Annotated in this window: 16 protein-coding genes; 10 read left to right on the top strand and 6 right to left on the bottom strand. The window is 63.2% G+C overall.

The features are described 5' to 3' along the window. Positions 1–75 precede the first annotated feature (75 nt). Positions 76–234, top strand: a complete 159-nt coding sequence (locus tag ASE89_RS20730) for a hypothetical protein (protein WP_168427549.1) — start codon at positions 76–78, stop codon at positions 232–234. 22 nt (positions 235–256) lie between these two features. Then, complete coding sequence (locus ASE89_RS03995; protein WP_082451222.1) at positions 257–3,145, top strand: PAS domain S-box protein; 2,889 nt, start codon at positions 257–259, stop codon at positions 3,143–3,145. 198 nt (positions 3,146–3,343) lie between these two features. On the opposite strand, the gene ASE89_RS03990 is transcribed toward ASE89_RS03995, so the two are convergent. The 4 genes from ASE89_RS03990 to ASE89_RS03975 form a co-directional block, all read right to left on the bottom strand. Further along, positions 3,344–5,953: an HWE histidine kinase domain-containing protein gene (locus tag ASE89_RS03990; RefSeq protein ID WP_056675305.1), complete on the bottom strand. Its 2,610-nt coding sequence runs from the start codon at positions 5,951–5,953 to the stop codon at positions 3,344–3,346. After that, entirely contained in the window at positions 5,950–6,408 is a 459-nt protein-coding gene (locus ASE89_RS20175) for a hypothetical protein (protein ID WP_156363264.1), read from the bottom strand. The genes ASE89_RS03990 and ASE89_RS20175 overlap by 4 nt, the downstream gene beginning before the upstream one ends. Positions 6,409–6,981: 573 nt before the next feature. Continuing rightward, positions 6,982–7,716 carry a metallophosphoesterase family protein gene (locus tag ASE89_RS03980; protein ID WP_056674259.1) on the bottom strand — a complete coding sequence of 245 codons (735 nt, stop codon included), beginning with the start codon at positions 7,714–7,716 and terminating at the stop codon, positions 6,982–6,984. A 288-nt stretch (positions 7,717–8,004) separates the two neighbouring features. Continuing rightward, on the bottom strand, positions 8,005–8,835 hold the full coding sequence (locus ASE89_RS03975) for a 23S rRNA (adenine(2030)-N(6))-methyltransferase RlmJ (protein ID WP_056674255.1): 831 nt from the start codon (positions 8,833–8,835) through the stop codon (positions 8,005–8,007). Between the two features lie 157 nt (positions 8,836–8,992). Between ASE89_RS03975 and ASE89_RS03970 the strand changes: the two genes are divergently transcribed. Together ASE89_RS03970 and ASE89_RS03965 are read left to right on the top strand one after the other, a co-directional pair. After that, on the top strand, positions 8,993–9,301 hold the full coding sequence (locus tag ASE89_RS03970; RefSeq protein WP_056674252.1) for a hypothetical protein: 309 nt from the start codon (positions 8,993–8,995) through the stop codon (positions 9,299–9,301). Between the two features lie 72 nt (positions 9,302–9,373). Next, positions 9,374–9,925, top strand: a complete 552-nt coding sequence (locus ASE89_RS03965; RefSeq protein WP_037533177.1) for a hypothetical protein — start codon at positions 9,374–9,376, stop codon at positions 9,923–9,925. Between the two features lie 166 nt (positions 9,926–10,091). On the opposite strand, the gene ASE89_RS03960 is transcribed toward ASE89_RS03965, so the two are convergent. Further along, positions 10,092–11,189, bottom strand: coding sequence for an alkaline phosphatase (locus ASE89_RS03960; protein ID WP_082451221.1), 1,098 nt, complete (start codon positions 11,187–11,189; stop codon positions 10,092–10,094). Positions 11,190–11,739: 550 nt separating this feature from the next. Here ASE89_RS03960 and katG point away from each other — a divergent pair. The 3 genes from katG (at position 11,740) to ASE89_RS03945 (ending at position 15,378) form a co-directional block, all read left to right on the top strand. Further along, on the top strand, positions 11,740–13,965 hold the full coding sequence (gene katG / locus ASE89_RS03955; RefSeq protein WP_056674249.1) for a catalase/peroxidase HPI: 2,226 nt from the start codon (positions 11,740–11,742) through the stop codon (positions 13,963–13,965). 220 nt (positions 13,966–14,185) lie between these two features. Beyond that, positions 14,186–15,013, top strand: a complete 828-nt coding sequence (locus ASE89_RS03950) for a TetR/AcrR family transcriptional regulator (RefSeq protein ID WP_443024334.1) — start codon at positions 14,186–14,188, stop codon at positions 15,011–15,013. Further along, positions 15,010–15,378: an SRPBCC domain-containing protein gene (locus ASE89_RS03945; protein WP_156363262.1), complete on the top strand. Its 369-nt coding sequence runs from the start codon at positions 15,010–15,012 to the stop codon at positions 15,376–15,378. The genes ASE89_RS03950 and ASE89_RS03945 overlap by 4 nt, the downstream gene beginning before the upstream one ends. A 179-nt stretch (positions 15,379–15,557) precedes the next feature. Here the strand turns inward: ASE89_RS03945 and ASE89_RS03940 are convergent, their stop codons facing one another. After that, positions 15,558–16,229 (bottom strand): hypothetical protein, encoded by a 672-nt coding sequence (locus ASE89_RS03940; protein ID WP_056674245.1) that lies wholly within the window; start codon positions 16,227–16,229, stop codon positions 15,558–15,560. Positions 16,230–16,540: 311 nt separating this feature from the next. Between ASE89_RS03940 and ASE89_RS03935 the strand changes: the two genes are divergently transcribed. The 3 genes from ASE89_RS03935 to ASE89_RS03925 all read left to right on the top strand — a co-directional run bounded on the left by ASE89_RS03935 (position 16,541) and on the right by ASE89_RS03925 (position 20,087). Further along, positions 16,541–17,377 (top strand): hypothetical protein, encoded by an 837-nt coding sequence (locus ASE89_RS03935; RefSeq protein ID WP_082451220.1) that lies wholly within the window; start codon positions 16,541–16,543, stop codon positions 17,375–17,377. A 161-nt stretch (positions 17,378–17,538) separates the two neighbouring features. After that, a complete protein-coding gene (locus ASE89_RS03930; protein WP_197979330.1) occupies positions 17,539–18,654 on the top strand; it encodes a sialidase family protein in 1,116 nt (371 codons plus the stop codon). 188 nt (positions 18,655–18,842) lie between these two features. Beyond that, entirely contained in the window at positions 18,843–20,087 is a 1,245-nt protein-coding gene (locus tag ASE89_RS03925; RefSeq protein WP_056674239.1) for a DUF2254 domain-containing protein, read from the top strand. Positions 20,088–20,176: the final 89 nt, after the last annotated feature.

The following is a 20,176-nucleotide window of genomic DNA, read 5'->3' as shown; positions in this document are numbered from 1 at the left end:
TCCCAATCCCACAATATATTCATTAACCAACATACGTGAGAGGCATGCCGAGGTTCCCTGTCATCGGATCTTTCAGTGATCGCAGCGGTCGCGATGCAGGAATTTCAGATCATGGAGCCATCGCCGAGGAACGGGAAAGAGCATAAGTCGCTGCGGGTGCCACAACCGGTCGGTTTCGACAGTTTAGGAACGACCAACGTTGAGCTTGGCGGTGACGATGCTACAGCACAGTGATCCGCTAAACCTTTGGAGTCCGATGACCGATCTCCCCGCACGCGAGAAGCAAAGATTGGCTGCACTCGCAGAATATGACCTGCTGGACACTCCGCGCGAAGCGGCGTTCGACGAGATCGCCGAACTGGTGGCGGCGATCTGCGACGCGCCAATCGCGATCGTGAATCTGATCGGGGACGGCCGCCAGTTCTTCAAGGCGGAAGTCGGGCTTGGCGTTCGTGAGACGCCGTTGGAGACGTCTTTCTGCGGGCGTGCAATCCTCGAGGATGAATTCCTGCTCGTCCCCGATGCGACAGACGACCCACGGTTCGACTGCAATCCCCTGGTCACGGGTGAGCCGCATCTGCGCTTCTATGCTGGCGCCCTGTTGAAGTCCCCTGATGGCTTTCCGATCGGCACGCTCTGCGTTCTGGACTATCGCCCCCGCGACCTGACCGAGGTTCAGAAGCAGACGATCCGCGTCATGGCGCGACAGGTCATGGTGCAGTTCGAGCAGCGTGTTGCAACGGGACGGCTGATTGCAGCCGAAGCGCGCCAGCGGGCGATCGTCGACAGCGCACAGGACTTCGCCATCGTAGCCTGCGATCTCGAAGGCCGTATCATCGAATGGAGCTATGGCGCGGAACGGGTGCTGGGCTGGTCGGAAGACGAGGTGATCGGTCAAAGCGTCTTCCTATTCTTCACGGATGAAGACCGCGCGGCCGGGGTTCCGGTGCAGGAGATGGCCTGCGCCCGTGAGACGGGGCGGGCCACTGATGAGCGTTGGCACGTGCGCAAGGGGGACAAGCCTTTTTGGGCCAGCGGTGAGTTATCCCTGCTCCGGGATTCGGCCGGCCGCCATACCGGTTACGTCAAGGTTCTGCGTGATCGTACTGAAGAGCATCTTGCCGGCGAAGCGCTCCGGAAAGCGCAGCAGCGCTTCCAGACAATCTTCGACACGGTCGATGCGGCTTTCGCCATCGTCGAGGTCAAGTTCGACGAGGATGACAAAGCCGTCGATTACCGGTTTGTCGAAGCCAACCCCGCCTTTGAACGCCAGTCCGGAGTCAACTTGCGCGGCAAGTGGGTCACGGAATTCGCACCTGACCTGGAGCAATTCTGGTTCGAGACCTACGGGCATGTGGCCAAGACCGGTGAAGCAACCAATTTCGAGAATTATGCCGAAGCATTTCAACGCTGGTTCGACGTACGGGCAGTACGGGTTGGCGATCCCGCAGATCGACAGATCGCGATTATTTTCAACGACGTGACCGCCCGCCGAGAAGCGGAGGAACGCCTGCGTGTCAGTGAATCCGTCGCGCGTCAGAACGTCGAGCGGGTGAAACTCGCGCTGGAAGCCGGCGCCATCATCGGCACCTGGCACTGGGACCTGCCGAGCGATCAGTTCACCGTAGACGAGGCATTCGCGCGTGCCTTCGGCCTTGATCCGGCGCTCGGCCGATCCGGCATCCCGCTCGCGCAGATTACAGCAACGGTACATCCCGACGATCAGGCAGGGCTGACGGAGGCCATCAACGCGGTAATCGCCCGCAGTGGGTCCTATGCGCATCAATACCGGGTCCGCCGTGCTGACGGTCGATATTACTGGATCGAGGCGAACGGTCGGGTTGACCATGCACCCGACGGAACGCCGCTGAGCTTTCCCGGCGTCCTGATCGACGTCGAGGAACGGCGGAGCATCGCAGCGGAGCGCGACCGTGCTGTCGCCGATCTGCGCGCGCTCGCCGAAACGCTCGAGCAGCGCGTTGCCGAGCGAACCGCCGACCTCGGCCAGGCCGAGGATGCGTTGCGCCAATCGCAGAAGGTGGAGGCGATCGGGCAACTCACAGGTGGGGTGGCGCACGACTTCAACAATCTGCTGACGGTCATCCGGGGTTCCATCGACCTATTGCGCCGGCCCGGTCTCTCCGACGAACGCCGACAGCGCTATATCGACGCGATCTCCGACACCGCCGAACGCGCGACCAAACTGACCAACCAGCTGCTCGCATTCGCGCGCCGCCAGTCGCTCAAACCCGAAGTCTTCGACGTCTCGGAAAGCGTGCGGACGGTCAGCGACATGGTGCGGACGCTGACGGGGGCACGCATCAAGGTATCGCATCGGCTGCCGACGGAGCCTTGCTACATCGACGCGGACCGCAGCCAGTTCGATACCGCGATCGTCAACATGGCGGTCAATGCGCGCGATGCCATGAACGGCGCGGGCGAGCTGTCCATCGTGGTTGCGGCAGCATCCGGCATGCCCGCCATACGGTCCCATCCGGCCACGCCGGGCGAGTTCGTGACGGTCTCCTTGACCGACAGCGGTCCCGGTATTCCAGCCGACAACATTGAACGGATCTTCGAACCGTTCTTCACCACCAAGGGGGTAGGCGAAGGGACAGGCCTTGGCCTCAGCCAGGTCTTCGGTTTCACGAAGCAGTCCGGCGGGGGCGTCGTCGTCACAAGCGAGGAAGGCGAAGGCGCAACGTTCACCATGTTCCTGCCCCGGGTCGACGGGCTGGACGGCGGAGCGGCCGAAGAAGGCGACAACTCCCTGCCGCTCGGCGAAGGCGCCTGTGTGCTGGTCGTCGAGGACAATGCCGAGGTTGGCATGTTCGCGACCGAGGCGTTGGGAGAGTTGGGCTATCATACGGTCTTGGCGATGGACGCCTCCAAGGCACTCGCCGAACTGGCGACAGATGCAGGCAGGTTCGACATCGTCTTCTCCGACGTGATGATGCCCGGCATGTCCGGTATCGAGCTGGGTCAGGAGATCGGCCGCCTTTATCCAAAGCTGCCGGTCGTGTTGACCAGCGGGTACAGCGAGGTTCTGGCGCAAAGCGGTACGCACGGGTTCGAACTGGTGCATAAGCCCTATTCGATCGACACATTGTCGCGAGCCCTCAAAAAGGTGTCACGCCGTCGATGAAGCGTAAGCGGTCGCGCAACCGGACGGTTGTGACATTGCGCTTGCTGCAAAGAGAGCAATCGCAGGAACCGCAGTTGATCATCGTTGGATGCCAGCCATTTTTCAACGGTGTCGCCAAGCATGAACGAACGTCCGCAACCGGTCGCGGCCAGGCATGGTCGATCAGTCTACGCTGCCCGGCATTCACCCGCGGCACGCTCAGTGCCGGCTCAACAAGGTTTGCAACGTGCGTCCAACGTCTTCGGCCGAGAACGGCTTGTTGAGGACGGGATGGCCGGCGAACCGCTCCGGCAGGACGGTGGCGCTGTCGTAGCCGGTGGTGAAGACGAACGGGATCTTGCGATCTTGCAGGATGGCAGCAGCATCCCACGACATTTCACCATCGAGATTGACGTCGATCAGAGCGGCATCGATCGCCGCCTCGCGCGAAAGCTTCAAAGCTTCCGGAAGCCGCATCGCGGGACCGACGATGTCCCAGCCCAGATCGATGACCACATCCTCGATGAGCATCAGCACCATGGCTGAATCTTCAACGATCAGGATGCGCGGCGGGTTGTCGGTAGGAATGTCGGTGACTTTCGCAGGAGCATCATGGGCGATAGAGGCGTGGGAGGCGGTGCCGCCAGACTGCGCCACCGACGCGGGCATGACGATCGCGCACGCCACCCCGCCCGGGTCGAACGTCAGAGTTGAAGATCCGCTCGTTTCCAGCGCCAAGGCCCGCTCGATCAAGGTCGATCCAAAACCGCGCCGTGTGGGCTTGCTGACCGGAGGACCGCCGCTTTCCTGCCATCGCAGCTCCAGTCCAGCCTGTGGGTCAAACTGCCAACGAATGTCGACATGACCGCCGGCGGCCGACAAGGCCCCGTATTTGCCGGCGTTGGTGGCAAGCTCGTGGATCGCCAACGACAGCGCCAGTGCCGCTTTGGGGAGAAGCATCACATCCGGACCGGTGATCGTGACGTTCGCATGCTCCGCCCGATACGCGTCCAGCTCCTGTTGGATCAGCACGTCGAGCGACACGCCTTCCCACCGGCTTTGCGTCAGCAGACTGTGCGCGCGCGACATTGACCGGATCCGCCGGTCGAGCCCGTGGGTGAAAGCAGCAAGCGAGGACGCACTCCGGCTCGTCTGCGCCACCATCGCCTGAATACTGGCCAAGGTGTTCTTCACCCGGTGGTCGAGTTCGGCCATCAGCAATTGTTCCTGCTGCCAGGCGCGCAGCCGTTCGCGTGCGGCAGCATCGATCCGCCGCAGGACGACCTCCAGCAGCGACACCCGCAGGTCGAACGCGGCATCGTTGTCGGACGGCGACCAGGGGGTCGACCGGCCGCGCACGGTTTCGGTCCACGCCTCGAAGGATTTTCGCGGCGTCAGCCGGATGCCGTTCGGACCGACCTCCATGGGCTTGGTCGGATCGCCGCCCCATTGCACGGTCTCGACGACCTCGGGCCTGAACCACAGCACGAAGTCGCGCGGTTCGCGCGAGACGGACACGGCAAGCAACCCGGAGGCGATCTCCGCATAGGCCTTGGCCGGCGGATAGTCTTCGCCCAGCCGATCCGTGGCATACACCCCTTCGAACGTGCCCATGCGCAGGGTCAGCCAGTCTGTCAGGGCCGCGATTTGGGCGTCATCGGGTGTATTGCCGAGCGCGGTAATGCCGCTGTTGACCCGGATGGCGACGCCGCCACGGGTCTGCCCCACCCGCAGCGCAAGACCACCCGCCTCTATGTAGTCGAGCAGCTGCTGCTGCTGCGCGACCAGCCCGGCCCCGTAATCATCCTCGCTCGCCAGCGCGTGCATGATGCCGGACAGTGCCTTGCGGGACAGCAACCGGGCCTCGAGCTGCTCGGCGCGCAGCCGCACTTCCAGTTGCAGCGAGAACATCGATCCGAACAGCTCGCAGACGCCGCGGAGATGACGCGGCAGGCGGCGCGGCGTATGATGGTGACAGGCGATCAGCCCCCAAAGCCTGCCTTCGAAGATGATCGAGATCGACATCGAGGCGTCGACGCCCATGTTGCGCAGATATTCCCGGTGGATCGGCGAAACGTCACGCAGGGTCGCGTGGCTCATGTCGAGCGGCAGGCCGCTGCGCGGATTGATCGACGGCAGCAGCGGCGCGGGCGTGTAATCGACTTCGGTGATCAGACGCAGCCAGCTGGTCAAATACAGCGTGCGGGCCTGTTTCGGGATATCCGACGCTGGGTAGTGCAGATCGAGGAATGGCGTGATGTCGTCGTGCCGGGCTTCGGCGAACACCCAGCCTGAATCGTCGGGCATGAAGCGATAGACCATCACCCGGTCGTAGCCCGCGACCGCCCGCACCCGCTCGGCAGCCAGTTGGCAATAGGCCTGGAGATCGGGAGCGTCGCCAAGTCCGTCGAACATTTCCTGGACGCAGGCGAGCGGATCGACGGCATGACGGTCGCTCAGGTCGGCATCCTCGACCTCAATCACCAGCGCGCCATCGCTCAGATGGACGCTGGCATCGATCGCGCGGTCGGGGACGACCCGCAGCAACGGATCCAGCAGGTGACGCGGGCGCGCGAGGCTGGAGCTTTGGAGCAACTCGCGAAGCCGCTGAAGCTGCTCGGCATTCAACACGTCCGCCAGGCCCTGCCCGGTCAGCGACGCTGCATCCCGGCCGAACAGACCGACGGTGTCGCCTGCGACCTGCTCGACCAGCATCGTTGCAGGATCGACCACGAGCATCGCACCATGGGGGAGGATCGAGCCGGGAATATGGATCGGCTCGCGATCGCAGTTGGTCAGATCGACGGCACCGTCCATTTGCTGCGTCATGCCGGCATCCATTCCTCATACGCCGCAAACATCGACACCGCCGCTGCCGTTGCAGCAGGTCGGTCCTGCACGGCAGCGTCGGGTAGGTTGGTGTCCAGCCCGACGGCACACCGGCTCCAGTCACCGGCACTCAGTCCTGGTTCGGGGAGGCCCCAGACAAGGCAGCCGATCAGTCCACCGCCGACACCGAGCATGGGGTCGACGACGGTATGGAAACCGTATGTGTGGCCGAGAAGCAGACGATATTCGTCCCGGTCGGCCGAGCTTGCCGCCCGACGCGAAAGCACGGGATGATGATGCCGGCGTTCGTGAATGTCGCCCGTGGCGGTTCGCAACCCGGAGCGGCCCCTCGGTGTCGGCACGCTGCCTTGGCGAGCAGGCATCGGGGCGTTCGGATGCTTGCCGCGCCGGGCGGTTCCGACCGCAGCGGACGCCTGTAACACTGACGCGCGCATTGGATTCCTCGATCAAGACGTACGGTCGATGATTGCCGTGGCATTCCTCGACGTCGCCGTATCCACACCATATTTTCGAAATCTTGCCTAGCGAATGTTGCTTATCGGTTTGCCGCTTCAACAATCATTGCAATTATTCCCGCAGCGCCGTGCTCATGCCCTCGAACGAATATGTCATAATTTTTGACATTTTTACGTACAAAATTCTCATCCAATTCAAAGCATTGACGGCCAGATACATCGATCGCACAAATGAATGCTCGTAAGCTCTCGCAAGGCAGAAAAGGAAAAACTATGTACCCAACACGCATTCCCGGCAACGAACCCGACCCTGCGATATGTCTTCGGTGCCAGGCTTCAAGACGCGACCGATAACCCGGCGGCGCATACGCTGCCTGACGATGATGCCGGTAACGTTGATGGCGTCGAGCTCACACGTGACGCTTGGTCGGCGACTGCGGAAAATTGGCTTTGGGGAGGCTCGGCGCTGATGCGTTCCCTAAAGGACCGGATTTCGAGAAGCGACACGGTTTCCCGAAACGCACTTCGCATCGAGAAATACGATACCCCGTGCTAGACCCGACCGGTTCGCAAAGGTCTGGACCAGTCGGTACGGGCATTCGCCTCGGCATCACGGGCCGCTTGTTCCCAATCATAATCGACGGACAGAAACTCTACCGCCCAGCCATCACCTTCGTTGGACAAGACGGCATAGCGCGCATGCGGCGATCCGCTTTCCACTAGGTGAGCGTGGGGTCGGTCATCGTCATATGCCGGAAGACCGACGCTTCCCGGATTTATGATCATGCGCCCGTCGTCGAGCGTCATCACCCGCTGGAGATGCGTATGGCCGCAGAGGATCACGGCCGCATCGACAGTTCCCGCACGGTGTCGAACTTCCTCGCGAGTGGCCTGACGAAGCCCCGCCTCCGTCACCGTCTCTAGAAAATAGGTCAGGTCGCTGTCCGGCGTGCCATGAACAAGCAGCACATCTTTGGACAGGCGCATGGTCGTGGGCAATGCCGTCAGCCACGCACGCTGTTCAGCGCTCAGCTGGTCGAAGGCGTGGCGATCGGACAATCCCATGCGCTCGCGAGGCTGCTCCGAGATCTGACGTTCGTGATTGCCGCGTATAGTGGGCAATCCCAGAGGCATCAGTCGATCGGCTGTTTCCCGCGGGAATAGGCCCCCTGAGCAAATGTCCCCGAGGTTCACGATCTGGTCCACGTGCCGGGTGGCGATGTCGCCGAGAACTGCGTCGAGGGCAGCGACATTCCCGTGAATGTCGGAAATTGCAGCGATCTTCATTACGGACCTATAACGATCTCGCCGTGTGATCGTAACCCCCGCGCTTCGGCAACGACAAGCATGAGGCCGGCTTCGGAACTGTCAGCAGCTTGGCGCCCCCGGCGGCACGGATTACTGGTCCCAATAGATCGTCTCGAAATCGCCGACCGGAGCTAGAGAATCGGGAATCATCGTACTAAACGGGCGGCCGCTCTCGACGATGCGAATTGCTTGCCAGAGCGTCCGGTCTTTTGACGTTGGCAGCCCGGCCGTTTGCAGCCGGGCAGAGCGGGGCGATGCGGGTTTACGCTAATCGCCCAACCACGCGGCGGTGATCTCGCCGCTATGCCCCTCCGGCGCCAGCACCGCGCGCAGCGCTTCGAGCATAGGCGGCAGCGCCTGCGTGAAGGCGTAGGGCGGGTTGACGATATACAGGCCCGCGCCATTGTAGATGCCGGACTGATCGGCATCGTACAGCCAATGCTCCACCCCCAGCACTTTGGGGATACCGAGCCTGCGCAACTGCCCCGTCCACCGCGTATGCGTGGCGCGGTCCTTCAGCGGATACCAGATCACCGTCACGCCATGCGCCCATTTGCGATGCGCGGCGGCGAGGGTCGCGGTGATACGGTCGCGGTCATCGGGCTGCTCGTACGGCGGGTCGACCACCACGACGCCACGCGCGGTCCGGGGCGGCAGCATCGCCAGCCAAAGCTCATAGGCGTCGCGCTCATGCACCGCAGCGGGCGTGCCGCGCATCACCCCGCGCAGGGTATAGGCGTCCTCGGGGTGCTTCTCGTTAAGGATCAGCAAATCCTGCGGGCGCAGAAGCTGCGCGAGGATCCGGGGCGAGCCGGGGTAGAATTGCGGTTCGGCCCCGGAATTCACCGCCTGCACGGCGGCGCGGTAGTCGTCCAGCAACGGATTCGGCTCGGCAAAGGCCCGCAGCACGCCCTGTAGGGACTCGCCGGTGCGTTGCGCGTCCTCGCCGGCAAGGTCGTACAGGCCGCAGCCGGCATGCGTGTCGATCAGCGTCAGTGCGCCCGGTTTCTGCTGCAGGGCCCGCACGAGCGCGATCAGCAGGCTGTGCTTCACGACATCGGCACTGTTGCCCGCATGGAAGGAATGGCGATAATTCATTGTGACGTAAGACCCTGACGCTCTGCCTGCATGCGGGCCGCCGGGCACGATTGCCGGGCGCGAGGTGACCGAAGTAACCGGTCCGGTGCCATTATAAAGTCGCGCGGAAACCTTCAACGCCGTTCTGATCATGGCACGGGCCACACGCCCTGGCCTTGTGTCGGACGATGATGATCCCGTCGCGATAATCGGTTATCGATCGTCGACGATGATGGATGGCATTGCAGATATGGCGCTCCGGCATGGCGATCGCCGCGCCCGGGCTTATGAACGGAATGAACCGGTGATCCGGTGCATCCAGGATGCGATCACCGCCTATCGCCGCGACGGCGGCGATCGCGACGGTCGCCCGACGATTGGCGCGCTGATCGCCGCGTGCAGTGCTTCTGGTCTCACGGCGGCCCGTGGCGGTCCGGTGACGCGCTATACGATCTGTCAGGCGCTGAAACTGACAGGCCTGTCCTGATGCGGGTCGACACGGGCGAAATGCACGAAGCGGCCGCGCAACGTACCGGCGGCCTCGTCTGTTCTCGCCGTTATGCCAATCGATCCTGACCAGACCGCCACGATCATCACCAGCCGGGCCATCCGTGCCGGCCATGAGCAGGATTTCGAACGCTGGGTGGAGGAACTGAACCGGCACGCCCGTGCGGCGCCGGGATATCGGGCTGCGATCCGGCTCGGTCAGACGGCGGGTTTTCAGCACCTGCTCTTTCGCTTCGACGATCGCGCCGCAGCCGATACATGGCATGACGACCCCAAGATGCGCGCGCATGTCGCTGTCGCGGACCGCTTCTCCACCGCGCTCCGCCAGCTCGAAACTGGCGACGGCGTCACCTTCGAGCTGCCGAGCGATGCGAGTGCCAGCAAGTGGAAGCGGTTCGTGACGACATGGCTGACGGTGTTCCCGGTCCTCCTCCTCATCAGCATGATGGTTCGCACGGTGTTGAAGGACGCACCGCTGCCGCTGCAACTCCTGCCCTCGTCCCTGCTGCTCACCGCGACCCTGCAGTGGATCATTCTCCCGCGCCTGCAACGCTATACCCGTTTCTGGCTGTTGCAGGACAGCTCGGGCCGGTTGCAGAGGTGAGGATAAGGCATGACGGCGCATTGCCGGACATCACGCGCGCCCTCACCCCATTCCCCAGCTTCGTACATTCATTCATCGTTGGGCTGACCGCTTCCGGCCTCTAGTCCCTCGTCATACGCGTCGTGATCCGGGAACGGATAAGGCCATCAGGCAGGCTGAGAGCGGATCATTTGTCCTTCTTCCAGCCGAATGCCGACAGCATGATGTCGAAGAGCCGCGTGTTGGGCATAAAACCCCGGACCTTGTCCGCACCGGGGCCGCTCGCCGCGACGACGACCTCTTCGCCGGTATGGCCGGGTTCGACGCTGATCACCGACTTCGCATCGGGATCATATTGCGTCGCGAGGGGCATCGTGCGCTTGCCGCCGGTCATCCGCAGGCCGAAGCTGTGGTCCGCGGTGAACAGGATCAGCGTGTCCTTGCCGGCAACCGCGCTGATCCGGCGGATCATGTCGTCCATCTCGACGACATGCCGCAGGCCTGCCTTGGGGTCGTCGGTGTGCATGTCCCATTCGACCATCAGGAAATAGCCCTTCGGGTTGCGGGCGAGCTGCGCGACGGTCGCCTCCACGGCGGGAAGCGGCGCGAAGTCGGCATCGCGCAGCACCGCGGTCCGGGGTGCCTGGGCGACCAGCGCGGGATCCTCGCCGAAGCGGTAGCCGGCGGTCCTGAACGCCTGTTCCGCGCTCGTGCCCGGGCCGGCGAATGTCGCGACGGCGTCCGCACGGCCCTTGCCGATCAGGATATCGACGCCGTCGCCGAAGCGGGGCTTGAGCATCTGGCGGAATATCTCAGCCTTGTCCGCGCGCGCGGCGACATGCGCAAAGGTCGCGGCCGGGGTCGCATCCCAGATGTTCATGTTGGTGACGACACCCGTCGACAGCCCGCGCTGCTCGGCATATTCGAGAAGGGTCTTGACCGGCATCGCGCGGCCGCCCGGTCCAGAAGGCGTCGTCGATACCATCGCGTTGTTCGTCTTGTTCCCCGTCATGATCGCGGTCATCCCGGCCGCGGAATCGGTCACCCATCGATCGAGCGCGGACGTATCCGACAGCGCGACGTTGGGCATCGACTGGATGAACAGCGATTGCGGCCGGTCATGCGCCAGGATCCCAGCGGCGCCGAGCGTCGACAGGCCGCCCGCATCGCCGAGGAAGAGGATGACGTTGCGCGCCTCCTGCGCTGCAGCGGGCGTGCTGCAGACTGTGAGCATCGCGCCAGCAAACGCCGTGCCGCCGAGGAATTTGTAGAACGCGGTTTTCATTGCAGAGGTCCTTGCATCGGGGCCGGTGCCGGGGGCGTTGCCGGGTCGTATTGCGGATTGGTCGGGTCGTGCGGACGGGGATCGCCAGCGTCCGGTCTTGCGCTCTCGATCCACGCCGGAACGAGCAGGTCACGTTGCAGCGATGCACCCGCCGTGCTGCGGCGATAGACGAAGTCCCGTCCCTCACGGCTGGCCGGGTCTGCGAACACGCCGCGCTTTTCGAGGCCGACGAACCAACGATCTATCGGGCGGACTTGGGGCGCGGTCACGACGAAAAACTCTGAACCAGACTAAAGACGCCCATCCTCTAACCGCAGTAAATGTAAGTTTGGCGACACCTTGATCATATCAGTTGCCGCAACGTCTGTCGGCCTGACGATGATGATGACCCGGATCATCGCGAATGTACGCGCCGTCAGACGACACGTTGACAGCTCTCTGTGATCGAGTGCGATGATAGCTGTCGCCCGTATAATCGATTGGACAAATGTACCCGAGATCCGGCATTTTACGAGCACGGTGGTAAAACTCATTAGGAGAGGACGCCAAGATGGCCGATTACGAACAGCCTAAGGCAAGCGGTTGCCCAATGGGCCCCCAGGGTGGCGGCGAGGTTAAGGCCCGCTCGCTCCTCGGTCGCACGAACAAGGACTGGTGGCCCGACGCGCTGCCGATCGACATGCTGCATCAGCACGGCGTCTCTCCCGACCCTATGGGCGAAGAGTTCGACTATGCCGAGTCGTTCAAGCAGCTCGACTATGCAGCGCTCAAGGCGGACCTGACGGCGCTGATGACCGACAGCAAGGCCTGGTGGCCTGCCGACTATGGTCATTACGGCCCGTTCATGATCCGCATGGCATGGCATGCCGCCGGCACCTACCGAGTAACGGACGGCCGCGGCGGATCGTCGTCGGGTCAGCAGCGCTTCGAACCGCTCAACTCGTGGCCCGATAACGGCAACCTCGACAAGGCACGTCGGCTGTTGTGGCCGCTCAAGCAGAAATACGGCAAGAACATCAGCTGGGCCGACCTGTTCATCCTCGCCGGCAACGTCGCGATCGAGAGCATGGGCGGGCCCGTGTTCGGTTTCGCCGGCGGCCGCAAGGACGTCTTCGCCTCCGAGGGCGATACCTTCTGGGGCGCCGAGGAGATCTGGGTCAACGAGGGTGCGCAGACGCGTATCAGCGAGGACATGCCCGAGCTCGAAGGGCCTCTCGCCGCGATCCAGATGGGGCTGATCTACGTCAATCCCGAGGGCCCGGGCGGTGAGCCCGACGCGCTCATGTCCGCACGCGACATGAAGGCGACGTTCCAGCGGATGGCGATGAACTCCGAGGAAACCGTGGCGCTGACCGCCGGCGGTCATGCCTTCGGCAAGGCGCACGGTGCCAAGGCCGCACCGCATTTCAAGGCCCCGTCTTCGGAATCGGTCCACATGCAGGGCCTCGGCTGGCTGACCGACAGCGAGGAAATCGGCCAGGGCCATATCACGACCTCGGGCATCGAGGGCGCGTGGTCGAACAACCCGACCAAGTGGACCGGCGACTATCTGCGCCTGCTGTTCAAGTACGATTATGAGCTGACTGAGAGCCCGGCCGGTGCGAAGCAGTGGCAGCCAGTCAACCCGGAACCGGAGGACATGGCCCCCGACGCGCGCGACCCAAACAAGCGTGTGCCGACGATGATGACGACCGCGGACATGGCGTTGAAGGTCGACCCCGAGTTCCGCGAGATCGCGCTGCGTTTCCGCGACGACCAGGCGGCGCTCGACGACGCGTTCGCACGCGCGTGGTTCAAGCTGACGCACCGCGACATGGGGCCACGGGTCCGGTACCTTGGGCCCGAGGTTCCCGAAGAGACGCTGATCTGGCAGGATCCGGTCCCCGAAGGCACCGTACCGTCGGACGCTGACGTCGCGGCATTCAAGGACGCCGTGCTGTCGAGCGGGCTGACGATCGGCCAGCTGGTCAAGACCGCCTGGGCTTCGGCATCGAGCTATCGCCGGTCGGACCACCGCGGTGGGGCGAACGGTGCGCGCATCGCGCTCGCGCCGCAGAAGGACTGGCCGGTCAACGAGCCCGAGCAGCTCAGCCATGTTCTGGCAAAGCTGAACGACTTGCGGGGCAGCATGTCGTTGGCCGACGCGATCGTGCTGGCGGGTTCGGCAGCGGTCGAGAAGGCGGCACGCGACGCCGGGCACGACGTGGCGGTCCCGTTCCTTGGCGGTCGCGGTGATGCGACGCAGGAGTGGACGGATGTCGAAAGCTTCGTGTGGATGGAGCCGCAGGCCGACGGGTTCCGCAACTACCTGAAGACGCGTCACCCGGTGAAGACCGAGGAGCTGCTGCTCGACAAGGCTTCGCTGCTCGGTCTGTCCGCGCCCGAAATGACCGTCTTGGTCGGCGGCCTGCGCGTGCTCGGCGCGAACTTCGGCGATGCGCCCGACGGCGTGTTGACCAAGCGGCCGGGGCAGCTGACGAACGACTTCTTCGTCAATCTGCTCGACAATGACACGTTCTGGGATCTGGTCGACACGTCGAGCGACGAGAAGTTCATCGGCTATGATCGCGGTGGTCGTGAGAAGAAGTGGCAGGCGACCCGCACCGACCTGGTCTTCGGCTCGAACTCGCAGTTGCGCGCGACGGCCGAAGTCTATGCCGAGAACGGCCACGAGGAAAAGTTCGTGCGCGACTTTATCCATGCCTGGGTCAAGGTCATGAACGCCGACCGCTTCGACGTCACCGCCAAGCCGGTATCGTCGAACCAGGCGACGTAAGCTCCGTCGGTGGGTGGATAGGCCGTGTCGATCGGGGGAAGTTTCCGAACGTACACGGCTTATCCGCCACTGGCCTGAGTTATAAGATATAGACTCTGATCATTCCGTGCCCTTTAGCCATGGGCTTCCAGGTCGCACTGCAGCCGCCGTTATCGCAGTTATAAGGGTGGCTGCTTGTGCCCTTGGCCCCAACGGCAGAGCGACCCGCGCTGAATAGCGTATGAGGCAATCCCGGTCGAAATCGTACGACCTGTGTACTAGTCCCGACGGCTGGGTGCATGGACCCGGGCCCGCACATTCGCGACGCGTTCGCCTCCCTCAGCTCCTACCATTCGATAGGGGCACCGACTTTCAATCCCGACCTTTGCGACGATCGCTTCCGAACACCGTCTTAACGATCCTTGTCGGCATACCGACCGGTTGGTATGCCGACACTATGACGAGTCGAGGATCTTCCAATAGCGCTCGCGACAAGCTGCTGGACGCAGCCGTGACGCTCATCCGCCGCAACGGCTTTGCGGCCACCAGCGTCGACCAGCTGTGTGGAGCTGCCGGGGTCACGAAGGGCGCCTTCTTCCACCATTTCGTATCCAAGGAAGCGCTGGGGGTGGCCGCCGCCGGCCACTGGCTGGCGATCACCACGCCGCTATTCGCCGATGCGGACTATCATCGCGCACCCGCGGCACTGGCGCGCGTGTTGGGCTATCTTGACCTGCGCGAGGCGCTGATCGACGGCGGCACTGACGCCTTCACCTGCCTGGCTGGCACGCTCGCGCAGGAGGTGCATCAATCACACCCCGCGATTGCGCGCGCTGCTGAGGCGGCAATCGTCGGCCATGCGCGCACGCTCGAAGGCGACGTTGCCGAAGCGCTGGCTGATCATGGCGTTGCCGACGTCGATGCAGCGAGCCTCGCGCTCCACTTTCAAGTGGTGCTCCAGGGCGGTTTCGTCGTCGCCAAGGCAACTGGTGATCCGCAAGCGGCGCGCGAGAGCGTGCGGCACCTGAAGCGCTACGTAACCCTATTGTGCCGAGGAGAGAAACGATGAGCAATATTCGTGAACTCAGCGTCGAGCGCCGCATCGCTGCCCCCGTCGAGGATGTCTGGCGGACAATGATCGATCGCTTCGAGGAATGGTTCTGTCCGCGACCGTGGCGCGCCGAAGCACGCGAGATCGAATGGCGGCCCGGAGGCCGTAGCCTGGTGTTCATGCATGGCCCCGACGGTGAGGAGATCCTTAACGAGGGCGTAGTCCTCGACTATGAGCCTAACCGCCGCTTCGTATTCACCGATGCTTTTACAGCGGGCTGGCAGCCCAGTGGGCCGTTCATGGTCGGCCTGTTCGGGATCGCGCAAGACGGGGACGGCACCCGTTTTACCGCCGCGGCACGCCATTGGACCGATGAAGCGTAGGAGCGCCACCGGTCGATGGGCTTCGAAGCCGGCTGGGGCGCGATGGCCGATCAACTCCAGACGCTGGCCGAGGGAGGTGCGCTGTAACCGCCATTTCTGTGTTCCATGCTTTCGCAGGTGTTAGAGGACCGCCTGGCAAGCGTGGGGCGGGCGGTTCTCCCGTGATCGCAAAGTTCGCGCTAGCGGGTGAACAAAAAGCCCACCGCGATCAGAAATGTCGCGCCTTCCAGCAGCCCGACAAGGACGTTCCAGGTCGCGCGCACCAGGCTGATCCCCAACACCTGCGCGAACCAGCGCGTTTCGACGATCCAGAAGTTCAGAATGCTCGATCCGACGAGCCAATGTCCAATCATGCGCGTCGCTTGATGGTGGTCCATCCCGAAACTGCTGCCGACGCTCAGACCCAGCGCAAAGACGGCCGCCGGATAACATTGCGCGTAAAATGGCTGCTGCAGGGAATTGCGATCGAGCTTGATCCTGCGTTGGCGCACCATGCGGGCGGCGAGGAAGAGTGGGAAACCCGCGAAAACGACGACGCGGAGGACCAGGGCGCTGGCATTGTCGTTGACCAGGTCGGCCAGACCATGATGATTGGCGATGATTTCGTCGGTCTGGCCCAACGCCGTAGCGACACTGTGCCCCAGCAACAGCGTGAGAGCCAGAAAAAGGGGCGGGCTAAGTATCGACGCATAGCGTTCATCGTCGGGCAGCGCGGCTTCGCGCTCGATCTCCTCCATCGTACGGATCGGTCGAAAGAGCGCCTGCCAAAGCGTAAGGGGGAAGAAGACCACCCAGCTCATCACTTCGTACAGAAGTTCGTCGAGCGAATTGAGCCACTTCATGAAGTCCATGCTGCATCATGTTCGATCCGGGCGTCGATCGCAACGGCCTGCCCTGTGCTAGACTCCGCCCCCTAGTGCTTGCCAAAGGCGCAATGTCGCGGGTCCTGCGGTATGTGATGAAGACCAGCACCGACCAAGCGGCTCTTCGGCCCAAGCGAGCATTCTCGCCCTCCAATTCCCAAGGGCATTCGGTGGCCGAACGCCGTTGACAGCGATGGACGCCGTCGCTCCCTTTTTATACAATCGTTCAACTGAGGATGAGGTGATTTCAAACGAACGGGAGAATCGCGATGCGTTGTCCGTCTGGCCTGTCCACGATCATGACCGCCCTTGTCATGGGCTCGGCATTTCCCATGATTGCCCACGCGCAATCCACGGGGCTCGAGGACATGGTAGGCGCCCGTGCAGGTCAGGCCGAGATGGAATTGCAACGACGCGGCTACGTCAACATCCGGGGCGAGCAAGGCGACGATCGCGTCTATACCTATTGGTGGAACGCCGATCGTCGCCAGTGCGTGAGCATTGCGACGATGGAAGGCCGCTACAATTCCATCCAGCCGACCACCTCCCCCGATTGCAGGAAGCCCGCGAACCTCCGCCCCGACCCCGGCTATGGTGGTCAGGCTGCGCCACGACCGCGTCCCGACTATGACCCCGATCTGGCCTATGGACGCTCGCCAGCTGGGTCCGGCGGCGGTCAGGATCGCTATCCTTCGGGAGGACCTGTTGTTGACGGCAGAAACGTGGAACTCGGGCTCGTGTGTTTTGGGGACGGATCGAAAACCGGCTTTGCGAACGGGACGACCTGGAACTGGAACCGTGATCGTGACCGCTATGAGTCCGGCACGTATACCGAAACCAGGAAGGAGGTCTTCGATGCCTCGCTCATGGTACAGACCTGGGCCGGTGGCGGACGTATCCGGCTACCGAAGTCGCTGATCCCGCCGATCAATTCCCGTGGCAATCAGGGATGGTGGGATTTGTACGACGTGACTGTCAGCCCAGATACGGTCCGCGCGAGTTACCGCCTGAACGGCCTGAACAAGCCACGGCTCGTGATCGATCGGCGCAGCGGCCGCATCACGGTCACGGGCATGAGTGATTATGGCTTTCGGGGCACGTGCGACCTGATCGGACACGAACCACGCCGCTTCTAGACTATGGCGCGGGCGGTGCGCTCCCAAATCGAACGGTCAGGCAGACCACGAACACGGACCATCGCGCACATCAGCCGCCATTGGCTCGGTTGGAAACCCCATGCTATCCGGCTCGCGCAACACGGGTCTGCGCGTACCCGCAACGTTGTTGGGGTACAGCGATGAAATTCAGGGCATTTCTGGCGCACATGGTGAAGGTCGCGGCAATCGCACTCGCGGTCAGCGCCGCGGCGCAAGCCCGGATCGGCCATGCCCCGTCGGCTGTTGCGGCCCCGCTTCGGTCGCCGATCATATCGTCGGAATTCATATATGCCGATGCGCCCTATCCGCAGGCGCATGCCTCGACGATCGTCGAACTGCCTGACCGGACGCTTGCGGCAGCCTGGTTCGGCGGTTCCGGCGAAAGCCAGCCTGACGTCCGTATCTGGTTCGCACGACGCGGCGCGACGCGATGGGAGACCCCGGTTGCGGTCGCTGATGGTGTGTCGGCGGACGGTCAGCGATTTCCGACCTGGAACCCGGTGCTGTTTCAGCCTGCAAACGGTGCCCTGCATCTCTTCTACAAGGTCGGGCCGAATCCGCGGGCGTGGTGGGGCATGGTCATCCGCTCGACTGATGGCGGACGACATTGGAGTCGGCCGCAGCGCCTGCCGGATGGCGTGTTGGGACCGATCAAGAACAAGCCCGTCGTTGCGCCGGACGGCAGCTGGGTGTCGCCGTCGAGCCGCGAGGAAGGCAGCGCAGAGGCCAATATCTGGTCGATCCGGATCGAGCGGAGCACCGATCGCGGGAGAAGCTGGCAGGTCGGCAACGCGGTGGCCTCACCGATGCACATCGAGGCGATCCAGCCGAGCATCCTGTTTCACCGCGACGGCCGACTGGAGCTGGTGGCGCGGATGCGGCAGGGTGCGCTTGCGATGAGCTGGTCACGCGACGCCGGGCGCAACTGGTCACCAATCGCGGCGATCGACCTCCCCAATCCCAATGCGGGTACCGATGCGGTGACGCTGCGCGATGGGCGCCAGTTGATCGTCTACAATCACAGCGCGCATCTGCCCGAGCGGCCGGGCGATGGCGCACGCTGGCCGCTCAACATCGGTTTGTCCGACGACGGCGTGCGGTGGCGCAACGCTTTAACACTCGAGAGCAAGCCGCTACCCGACGGCTATGCCTATCCGGCGGTGATCCAGACGCGCGATGGACTGGTCCACGTCACCTACACGCATAACCGTACCAAAATCCGTCACGTCGTGATCGATCCGACACAGCTGCGCTGAGTAGGAGGTCACGCTCCAGCCCCCCGTCACGAGGTAAGATCTTCCCGGCGCCGGTCGCTGAATGTGATCAACGCGGGGCTTGTTTTGCTTCGCACAGATGATCTGCGGACAGCTCGTGCGGAGCCGCCGGATCACCGCGCTGTTGTCGTCGTGGCTATTCGGCTACCAGCCAGCTGAAGGAGCGCTAAATGACGCAATGGACATGGATTTTGAGCCGGATCGTCCGGCAGGTCTGGTTCCGCGCAGCGATCATCAGCCTGCTCAGCGTCGCGCTGGCGATCCTCGCCGCTTTTGTCACGCCGTATCTGCCGTACACGTTCGATGCTGATATCGGGCAGCAATCTGTCGGTACGATCCTTCAGATCATGGCCTCGAGCATGCTGGCGGTCACGACCTTTTCGCTGACCGCAATGGTCAGCGCCTACTCCTCCGCGACGCAGCTGGCGACGCCGCGTGCAACCCAGCTGATGGTCAGCGATCCGACATCGCAGAACGCGTTGTCGACCTTCCTCGGCGCCTTCGTCTTCTCGATGGTCGGGATCGTTGGCCTGAACACCAGCGCCTATGGCCATGACGGCCGGATCATCCTGTTCGCAGCAACCGTGCTGATCATCCTGCTGGTGGTCGGCACGCTGCTGCGCTGGATCGGGCATATCACGGCGTTTGGACGGATGGCCGATGTGATCGACCGCGTAGAGGAGGCCGCGACCCAGGCAATGCAGGATTTTGCTGCACACCCTCATCTTGGCGGCCGTGCGGCTGTCGCCATCCCCGCCGATGCCGTCACAGTCACCGCGGTGCAGACCGGATATGTCACTCATATCGACATCACCGCACTTGGCACGATCGCTGACCGCAATGACCTGACGGTGTATGTCGATGTCCTGCCTGGCACGATGATGCATCCAGCTCGTACGCTTCTGCAGGTCTCGGGAAAGATCGACGACGGCATCCGGAGCGAACTGGTCAAGACGTTCACCATCGAACGGCATCGCTCGTTCGACCAGGACCCTCGACTGGGGCTGATCGCGCTGTCCGAAATTGCCAGCCGGGCCCTCGCACCGGCGACCAATGATCCAGGAACGGGGATCGAGGTTCTCAATGCCCTGCTTCGCGTGTTCCTCACGCTGAGCCCCGGCGCGGCGCGTATCGATAAGGAGCCGAACTCCCCACGGGTTCACATCGGCCAGCCGACCATGGAGGATATGCTTGGCGATGCCTTCGGCCCGATCCTGCGCGAAGGGATTGCAGAGGTCGAGGTATCGTTGCGACTGACGGCTACGCTTGCGGCGATGCACGCAAGCCTGCCGGCTGCGCGTCGGGAGATCGAGCACTGGGCCAATCGCCACGCGAAGCGGGTGGCGACGACCATGGAAGATCCTGACGACCTGACGGCATTCAATGAAGCCTATCACAGGCACTGGCCCGCCTGAGCCACGATCAGGCGGTATGCTGCCATCTGGTTCGACTACACCCATAGCCTCTGCCGACAACCTGACGTCATTCAAGGACATGAGCACGC

The sequence above is a fragment of the Sphingomonas sp. Leaf30 genome (genome assembly GCF_001422525.1).
Classification (GTDB): Bacteria; Pseudomonadota; Alphaproteobacteria; order Sphingomonadales; family Sphingomonadaceae; genus Sphingomonas; species Sphingomonas aerolata.
This window is presented reverse-complemented; position numbering and strand designations above follow the sequence as displayed.

Bases quoted from the DNA above. Each gene is read 5' to 3' on its own strand.
- ASE89_RS03995 (WP_082451222.1), top strand. From the start codon at position 257: ATGACCGATCTCCCCGCACGCGAGAAGCAAAGATTGGCTGCACTCGCA.
- ASE89_RS03990 (WP_056675305.1), bottom strand. From the start codon at position 5,953: ATGACGCAGCAAATGGACGGTGCCGTCGATCTGACCAACTGCGATCGC.
- ASE89_RS20175 (WP_156363264.1), bottom strand. From the start codon at position 6,408: ATGCGCGCGTCAGTGTTACAGGCGTCCGCTGCGGTCGGAACCGCCCGG.
- ASE89_RS03980 (WP_056674259.1), bottom strand. From the start codon at position 7,716: ATGAAGATCGCTGCAATTTCCGACATTCACGGGAATGTCGCTGCCCTC.
- ASE89_RS03975 (WP_056674255.1), bottom strand. From the start codon at position 8,835: ATGAATTATCGCCATTCCTTCCATGCGGGCAACAGTGCCGATGTCGTG.
- ASE89_RS03965 (WP_037533177.1), top strand. From the start codon at position 9,374: ATGCCAATCGATCCTGACCAGACCGCCACGATCATCACCAGCCGGGCC.
- ASE89_RS03960 (WP_082451221.1), bottom strand. From the start codon at position 11,189: ATGAAAACCGCGTTCTACAAATTCCTCGGCGGCACGGCGTTTGCTGGC.
- katG (WP_056674249.1), top strand. From the start codon at position 11,740: ATGGCCGATTACGAACAGCCTAAGGCAAGCGGTTGCCCAATGGGCCCC.
- ASE89_RS03950 (WP_443024334.1), top strand. From the start codon at position 14,186: ATGAGGCAATCCCGGTCGAAATCGTACGACCTGTGTACTAGTCCCGAC.
- ASE89_RS03945 (WP_156363262.1), top strand. From the start codon at position 15,010: ATGAGCAATATTCGTGAACTCAGCGTCGAGCGCCGCATCGCTGCCCCC.
- ASE89_RS03940 (WP_056674245.1), bottom strand. From the start codon at position 16,229: ATGGACTTCATGAAGTGGCTCAATTCGCTCGACGAACTTCTGTACGAA.
- ASE89_RS03935 (WP_082451220.1), top strand. From the start codon at position 16,541: ATGACCGCCCTTGTCATGGGCTCGGCATTTCCCATGATTGCCCACGCG.
- ASE89_RS03930 (WP_197979330.1), top strand. From the start codon at position 17,539: ATGAAATTCAGGGCATTTCTGGCGCACATGGTGAAGGTCGCGGCAATC.
- ASE89_RS03925 (WP_056674239.1), top strand. From the start codon at position 18,843: ATGACGCAATGGACATGGATTTTGAGCCGGATCGTCCGGCAGGTCTGG.